The organism is Flavobacterium psychraquaticum (genome assembly GCF_034497725.1).
In the GTDB taxonomy this organism is placed as follows: domain Bacteria; phylum Bacteroidota; class Bacteroidia; order Flavobacteriales; family Flavobacteriaceae; genus Flavobacterium; species Flavobacterium psychraquaticum.
Window position 1 is genome coordinate 1 of the sequence record NZ_JAXKVR010000008.1, and the last position, 7,240, is coordinate 7,240.

Sequence of the window (7,240 nt, forward strand, 5' to 3'; positions counted from 1 at the left end):
CTTTGATGAAATTCTCTGCTGTTTTTTTATTAGGTGTTTTCATACTATTTCAAAGTTAATAATTTTTGAAAACACTCTCTTAGTTTTTGTCTAAATCAGTCCACTTTTTGCTGACGATTTACAAAAGGCATAATTAAATTAAAAGGTACTATCGGAGATATTACTTTTTATAAAACCCAAGACGGACATTTAGCTCGTGAGAAAGGTGGAATTGATGCAAGTAGAATTGCTAGTGATCCTGCGTTTCAAAGAACGCGTGAGAATGGTTCGGAGTTTGGAAGAGCTGGAAAAGCTGGAAAGCTTTTAAGAACAGCTTTTAGACCATTACTATTGAACTCTGCTGATGGTAGAATGGTGAGTCGTTTAACGCAAAGAATGGTGAAAGTTATTCAAGCGGATTTAGTGAGTGATAGAGGTTTGAGAAACGTTATTGATGGAGAAGCTGAATTGTTATTTGGTTTTGAATTCAATATTCGTGGTAAGCTTGGAACTTCTTTATTTGCTCCTTATGTGGCTACTATTGACCGTGCAGCTGGAGAAATTAAAGTGGATTTGTTACCATTTATTCCTGCGAACATGATTGCAGCTCCAAGTGGAACAACTCACTTTAAAATTATTTCTGGTGGTGCAGAAGTTGATTTTGAAACTGAAACTTTTGTAGTTTCTAGTTCTGAAACTGCGATTTTACCTTGGGATAATACAGCTACCGCTGCAATAAACCAAGTGAATGCTGTTACTCCTGCAAGCACAAAACCATTGTTTTTAGCTGTTGGAGTTGAATTTTATCAAGAAATTAATGGACAAATGTATCCGTTGAAAAATGGTGCTTATAATCCGTTATCACTTGCTAAAGTTGATGGTGGTGTGTAATGGTTATTTATTTAACTAGAACTTATTTCCCTGACGGAACAAACGGAAAACTCGAATGTGAAGGTAAATTTATTTGTTTTACGATTGAATTACCTTGGAAGAATAATGAAAAGAGAGTTTCCTGCATTCCGGTAGGGAAATATTTTATTAGAAAGCGATATAGTCCGAAATTCAAATGGCATTTAGAAGTTGTTGATGTAAAAAATAGAAGTTTTATTTTGTTTCATCCTGCTAATAATGCTTTAAGAGAATTGAATGGTTGTATTGCTCCCGTAACAAAACTTTCTGGTCCAGGATTAGGACTAATGTCGAGAAAAGCTTTTGCGAAGCTAAAAGACTTTGTTTACAAAGCTTTAGACAATAAAGAAAGTGTTGAATTGATTGTACAATCTTAATTTTAAATTATGAGAAAAATTGTAAAAAGAGCTACAGCTCCTACGCCAAAGTTTTTTAAAGTGCTTCGAAATGTTGGTTTGGTTTTGGCTGCTGTTGGTGGAACTATTTTAGCTGCTCCAATTGCCTTACCAGTATTAGTTACAACTATTGGAGGTTATATGGCAGTTGCTGGAGGAGTTTTGACAGCAACTAGTCAGCTTACTACAACTGATGACAGCGTCCTTCGACAAGCTCAGGATGACAAAGATGGAAGCAAATAATAGTAGTACTTTAATGGGAACTGCTGGAGGTACATTTTTAAGTGTGATACCGAATATTAATTCTGATGATATTGCCAAAACTATTATATTAGCTTCTGTTGGAGCAATTGTCAGTTTTACTATTTCGTTACTACTTAAAAGCCTACATAAGAAGCACAAAAAATAAGTTTAGCCCTTGTTGTGGTGACCTTTGGGTTAAACAAAATGAAAGCCTAGTCGTCAGACCAGGCTTTTTTTTATCTATTACAATAGCGATATAAAATGACTTTACGCATATCGTTGATAAGATTTAGATTTTCATTGAAACGTTTTTCAGATTGTTCTAAAAGCTTTAAAGTTTGCACGTTTTTAAGGTGTTCTTCGTGGTCTTTTATCTCTTGGTTGACTTTGTTTGGAAATTCTTTTCTAACATCGTGTAAGCGTAAAAAAGGAATTACAGAACCACAAAGAAACTGATGCCAGAATTTAGTTTTCCAAAGTGCATAAGCTGTTAAATTGATGTTGTCAAAATCTTCTTTATTCTCGAAAATGATAACAAAACTATTTGTGAATGGCTCATTTGAAGGCTTTCCACTGTTCAATCCTTTGTTTAAAATGAATAGGTGTGGATTTTTGTAAATCGTTCCTTTAGTGTAGGTTTTAATGACAAATTTTAACATAACATCGGCTTTTAAAAATTGGTTAGATTTTCAATTTTCTACGGCGTTTCTTATGAAATGCAGGTGTGCCTCGCTACGCTCCGCCTATTAAATTTTTCAAAAGAAAAAAAGAAAAAAAAGAAAGCCGTCATTTGAAGTGGAAGGTTTCAAAAAAGCAAGTTTTTCGGATAAAATACTACCCGAATTGTCTTCGGGAAGAAGGTTGTGAAGTATGGGACATATGTCAAAGCGAAATGGTATGGGTGGAGATTTTATCCGAAACCTGAAAGGCTTGAACTTGCTTTTTTGAATACCTGGAACTTATCTTTGCTTCCTTTTTTTTATTTATTTTTTTTGAATTTCCAATCAATCCTTGTTTTGAAATCGGATATTATTCTGGCATCGTTCTATCTAACGTGATTGTCATTTGGAATTCAGGAGTTGTTTAAAGGGTATTGAATTTTAAAACAGGATAAATAACCATAGGCAAATCAAATGAATACTTTTATCCTGTTTTAAAATTTAATACTCTTTTGTGGATTTGATTTTTGAGGATGCTTTGTTAGTGTTCAGTAAAATGTGCTTATGGAAATGGGAAGCATCTTCAAAAAACAATGCATTTACTTACCTAGTGCGATGAGGCAGAAGCGCAGGCAAGTGTGTGATTTTTTATTTGCTTATGGGATTGTTTTGATTGCTTTTATGTTGGATAGATGCCTTTTTTTGAGTGATTAGTAATTAGTAATTAGTGAATAGCTCTTGTGGCAAGGATTAAGGCATCTGGCCAGCGTGAAAGCAATGGAGTTTGTGGTTTCTGGCAAATGAAAAATCATACTCTTGCTGGGAAATTTGGTTTTGTGGGTAATAAAATGGCTTTTACCATAGGCAAATTAACTAAAATCAAAAGCCATTTTATTACTTACAAAAGCAATGAAAACACTACCTATGTCTGCGGTTAGCTGATAAAAACAGTACTACTTTTCATGCGATATAAAAATCATCTAACTACTATAAATATTCTACGGACTATTGAAAGTGGTTTGTGAAGGACGGTGTTTTTTGTAGCTGGGTGATGCGATGGGAGCTGCAAAAAATGTTGTCCTGGAACAAACCACACGAGCGTTGGATGAGCGGCTTTTTTACATAATGTTATTATAGTGCATATGTTGGTTTCATTAGATGCAGGATATTTGTTTATGCACTATAATGCCACATTATGTAACTAAGCTTGGGAGAAAAAATTACTGGCATGAGTTGCGTAGCGTACGCGTTTTTGTTTTAAGCGTTGGACAAGCTCTTTGACTGATGGCTTATTGGATTTTAATTATTAAATAAAGATTTCTAGCCAACAGGCAAAGTGCTTGATGTGCGTTGGGGCAAAAACCATGACAGTAATTTTTTTTGGAGCGTTGGGAAGGAGTGGCAATTTGAATAGAAAACATCAATTTACCACTGAACAAAAAAATAAGTTATCTCTATTAAAGGTTAAATTAGCGAAATGAAGTAAACAAAGAATTGATGCTAGGAATACTTGGACTAGTAGCGATTTTTGTGCAACTGAATGAGATAATTATTGTAATGAATTAAAAGAATATTGGTTGGCTACCGATGAATACTTCGATAAAACCAAAAACATTTCTTTCTTCATCATAAATACCTAATGGCGTTTCAAGGTTTACCAGTTTATTATTATAATAGTTTGCAATTATAGCGAAGCCATATGTTTTACTATAAATAATATTATTTTCACTTCTATTACTTAACTCTCTTTTTAAAATTTTTACATCTGAATTATACTGATTTAACCATTTCAAATATTGATTATACAAATCAATTACTTCATTAAAACTTTTAGGTTTAACAAATGTTGTCAGGTTTAATTTTTCAATATAATTTTCCAAATCTTTCTTGAATATTTCTCCATCATCATTGTTTCCTAAATAATGGAATATGTTTAATAATAATAAATTTTTAGTATCTAAATGATTTGTAGTCCAATGATAACTCAAAATCGAAGAGATACTTAACAGTTTTAATCTTCTTTTTTTCTCAAACCAAACAATATTTTCTTTTTCATCTTTTATTACTACTCGTTTCGTAAGTAATAATAAATAAGCTGATAAACCATCTTTTAAATAATCATTTATGCAAAGGTGATTACTGTCGTTACTCCAAAATTTAGGTGAAAAGTAAGAGTGCATAAGTGTTTGACTTGCAGTATTATCAATATAACTTATTTTCACTGACTTATTACCAATTAAACTGTTTTTAAGAGTTTTTACCTTATTCTCATTTATAGTATAGCTTATTTCATTTTTTAAGATTACCTGTTTGGTTATTGAGTCTATCAATATAAAATTGTTTTTCTACATTATGTAATTCACTTATATCTGAATATTGTAACCTTAATAAGGATCTATTTTCAAAAAATGTCTCGTTTCGTTTTTTTAAAATTATGTGAAAACCAATTAATAATGCATTTAATTGATGTAAAGTAGCCAAACTATTTACTTCAGGAAGTTTTAGTATTTTGTTGTGATTAGCTTTTTGAGGATATAATGCTTTTGCTATTTTTTCTATTGTTTTTTCAATTTTATCTCCAATTCTTAAACCTGTTTCAAATGGTATATCAATTCTTGTTGTTGCAATACTTTTTCCTGGGTCATCTAATCCATCAACACCTGCTTCTAAAGCAGCATCTTCTATACTTTCAGAAACATCTTCTACAGAATTAGTTTCAAAATTTAAACTATTAAGAAATTCTTCTATCCTTGAAGTTGTATAATTATTAAAACTTTCGTTCCCAATAAAATTTGCGCTATTTTTATTAAACTCCTCTTCAGAAATTGCTTCGACTTCTTCAATGTCTTCTTCCTCTACATTATTATTTTGGATATATCTTGAATTCCTATTTTCACTAAAATCAGACTTTAAAGAAATAAAATCTATTAATTCTTCTAATTCAAAATCACCAAAAAAATCTGAATTTAATAACGAATTAAAATGAGCAATTCTTGCATCAGGATTAGTATTAAGTAGAAATGCTTTTTGATGAATTAAAGCATAATTTGATATTCTTTCAGACTTACTAAAAACAGCTAATCTAAATGGCCTAACAAGCGTATTGTCTTGAATATTAATGTTTGTTTTCTCTATTAAACAATCTAATTCATGATTGAAAATATTTAATCCATTAGCATCTTCAACATAAACATTTATACGGAAATCAATTTTTTTATCAGCATAAATCGTTATTTCATTACTATCTATTTCAACATTATTTATAAAAAGTGAATAATTGATTTTTTCATTTTCATTAGTTTCAATTTGACCTTTGAAATCATAGTCTAGTATGGAATAATTACCTTTTTCCGTAAAGTTAATACCCAATTCTTTGAAATAATCTTTTGGTTTTTTATTGTGAGTTAGTATTGATATTTCAGCATTAATAGAACTGTTAGAATTAGCTCCAAATGCTTCATTAGTAGCATTAGCACTACCGAAAAGAAAATAGGTTTCCGTTTCATATTCAAATTGAATTGCTTTAGCATGTAATCTATTACTACTATACTTTTCTGCTCGTTTTAAATCGTTCCAGTCTGAAAACTCAATATTATGCCTATTGTCATATTTATAAGGAACAGAACCACATAAAGGATCTACAATACAGTGAACATTTTCTGGCTGAATGTCTTTGATTATTTTATTTAAAAAAGAACCATTTGTATTATAGTATGGTGATAGTATTTTTATGTGTTTTGGCTTTTTAGGCAACTTATTAACTAATGAATCATAGATACTATCCTCTTGATAAGTAAATAGCATTTCGAAGGTTTCTTCTTTATTTGTAATGGTTTTATCAATCTTATTATCTTCAAATAATTGACTATACCAATTTGAATTTTCTTTGATCCAGTTTAATTTTAAAAGGTTGGTTCCGGTTACAAATGATTCTAATTTTTTTAAATAAATAGCCACTTCTTTAAAAAATGGAGCTGTTGTTTTATCGGTTTCTGTAATATGAAAACTACCCCAAATTTCTTCGTTAGAACTTAAGCCGGAACTTGTAAGATTCCCAGAACCAATTGCTAAAAATCCTTTTGTTTTACCAATTGCTACTAAAACTTTTGGGTGAAAAGCACCTGTCATTTTTATTGGAGTTATACTATAACCTGCTTTAAAATCAAGCATTTCACTACCAACAAAATTATTTATTTGTTTTTCAAACTGATGCGCATCTACGTAGATGTTGATGTTTGTAATACCAGCTTGTCTCAACTTTGGTAAAACTCTTTGTTCAAAAAATATAAAATCGAATGAAAAGCATGTAATAATACAACTGTGGTATTTTCTTTTATCTGCTCCTAATAGGTCTAAAATATTATGTCTTTCAATCATATTTATAACGAATTAAATAGTTCTGTACCTAAAGGAGTTAAAATAGTTTTTTCTTCATTAATTAGCTGCAATTCTTTTAAAAAATTAACTAAAGTATTTAAACGAGGTGATGAATAAGCATAATCTACATTGTCAATAAATCTAATTAATCCATCTTCACGAATGAATTTTTCGGTTGATTGTGTATTGTTCATTTTCTTAAGTGAAACCCATTGATGTCTTATAATTACATACTTTTTTAAAAAATATTTCACAAAGTCTTTTAAGGATAATTCTTCGTTGTTTTCGATTGATATTATTGATGAAATTGTACGTCTTCAAACTAAATTGGACTTTTGCTAAGAGAGTATTTAGTTAATAATTCAAAGATAAAAGATTTTTTTGATTTGTTGTTAATTTTGATTTTTGGTACTCATTTCTTCGGTTTAAAATTGTAATTTTCTTTAGTTTTTCTCTTTCTTTTAAAATCAATTCACCTCTCCCAAAATAGACATCTGCAGGAGTTAAGTTGTTTAATGATTCATGATAGCGTTCATTGTTATACCCATATACAAATTTTTCTAAAGCAGCTTCTAATTCTTCTGGAGCGAAGTAATTATCAAGTTTCACAACATTTTTCATGGTTCTGTGATAGCGTTCAATTTTTCCTTGTGTTTGCGGATGATTGGGTCTGCCATG

Annotated in this window: 9 protein-coding genes; 4 read left to right on the forward strand and 5 right to left on the reverse strand. The window is 30.5% G+C overall.

All coding sequences use genetic code 11. The annotated features are described in order from the left end of the window. Positions 1-129 precede the first annotated feature (129 nt). Genes T1L09_RS00075 through T1L09_RS00090 form a run of 4 tightly spaced genes read left to right on the forward strand, consistent with a single transcriptional unit; the run spans position 130 to position 1,692 of the window. Positions 130-870, forward strand: coding sequence for a hypothetical protein (locus T1L09_RS00075; RefSeq protein ID WP_322548921.1), 741 nt, complete (start codon positions 130-132; stop codon positions 868-870). Continuing rightward, a complete protein-coding gene (locus T1L09_RS00080; protein ID WP_322548915.1) occupies positions 870-1,265 on the forward strand; it encodes a DUF5675 family protein in 396 nt (131 codons plus the stop codon). The genes T1L09_RS00075 and T1L09_RS00080 overlap by 1 nt, the downstream gene beginning before the upstream one ends. Before the next feature lie 9 nt (positions 1,266-1,274). Beyond that, positions 1,275-1,526 carry a hypothetical protein gene (locus tag T1L09_RS00085; RefSeq protein ID WP_322548916.1) on the forward strand — a complete coding sequence of 84 codons (252 nt, stop codon included), beginning with the start codon at positions 1,275-1,277 and terminating at the stop codon, positions 1,524-1,526. Beyond that, complete coding sequence (locus tag T1L09_RS00090; RefSeq protein WP_322548917.1) at positions 1,513-1,692, forward strand: hypothetical protein; 180 nt, start codon at positions 1,513-1,515, stop codon at positions 1,690-1,692. The genes T1L09_RS00085 and T1L09_RS00090 overlap by 14 nt, the downstream gene beginning before the upstream one ends. Positions 1,693-1,762: 70 nt before the next feature. Here the strand turns inward: T1L09_RS00090 and T1L09_RS00095 are convergent, their stop codons facing one another. From T1L09_RS00095 to T1L09_RS00115, 5 genes are all read right to left on the reverse strand, one after another. Next, positions 1,763-2,185, reverse strand: a complete 423-nt coding sequence (locus tag T1L09_RS00095; RefSeq protein WP_300058724.1) for a DUF6943 family protein — start codon at positions 2,183-2,185, stop codon at positions 1,763-1,765. 1,562 nt (positions 2,186-3,747) lie between these two features. Next, on the reverse strand, positions 3,748-4,515 hold the full coding sequence (locus tag T1L09_RS00100; RefSeq protein WP_322548918.1) for a hypothetical protein: 768 nt from the start codon (positions 4,513-4,515) through the stop codon (positions 3,748-3,750). Continuing rightward, positions 4,475-6,562: a phospholipase D-like domain-containing protein gene (locus tag T1L09_RS00105; protein WP_322548919.1), complete on the reverse strand. Its 2,088-nt coding sequence runs from the start codon at positions 6,560-6,562 to the stop codon at positions 4,475-4,477. Before T1L09_RS00105 ends, T1L09_RS00100 begins: the two co-directional genes overlap by 41 nt. Before the next feature lie 2 nt (positions 6,563-6,564). Continuing rightward, positions 6,565-6,756, reverse strand: coding sequence for a hypothetical protein (locus tag T1L09_RS00110; RefSeq protein ID WP_322548920.1), 192 nt, complete (start codon positions 6,754-6,756; stop codon positions 6,565-6,567). A gap of 160 nt (positions 6,757-6,916) precedes the next feature. Next, the coding region (locus T1L09_RS00115) for an integrase core domain-containing protein (RefSeq protein ID WP_322548914.1) at positions 6,917-7,240 on the reverse strand (324 nt) is incomplete at its 5' end.

What these genes read in the sequence shown, in the direction of transcription:
- T1L09_RS00105 (WP_322548919.1), bottom strand. Translation starts at nt 6,562, where the DNA reads ATGATTGAAAGACATAATATTTTAGACCTATTAGGAGCAGATAAAAGA.
- T1L09_RS00090 (WP_322548917.1), top strand. Translation starts at nt 1,513, where the DNA reads ATGGAAGCAAATAATAGTAGTACTTTAATGGGAACTGCTGGAGGTACA.
- T1L09_RS00095 (WP_300058724.1), bottom strand. Translation starts at nt 2,185, where the DNA reads ATGTTAAAATTTGTCATTAAAACCTACACTAAAGGAACGATTTACAAA.
- T1L09_RS00110 (WP_322548920.1), bottom strand. Translation starts at nt 6,756, where the DNA reads ATGAACAATACACAATCAACCGAAAAATTCATTCGTGAAGATGGATTA.
- T1L09_RS00080 (WP_322548915.1), top strand. Translation starts at nt 870, where the DNA reads ATGGTTATTTATTTAACTAGAACTTATTTCCCTGACGGAACAAACGGA.
- T1L09_RS00085 (WP_322548916.1), top strand. Translation starts at nt 1,275, where the DNA reads ATGAGAAAAATTGTAAAAAGAGCTACAGCTCCTACGCCAAAGTTTTTT.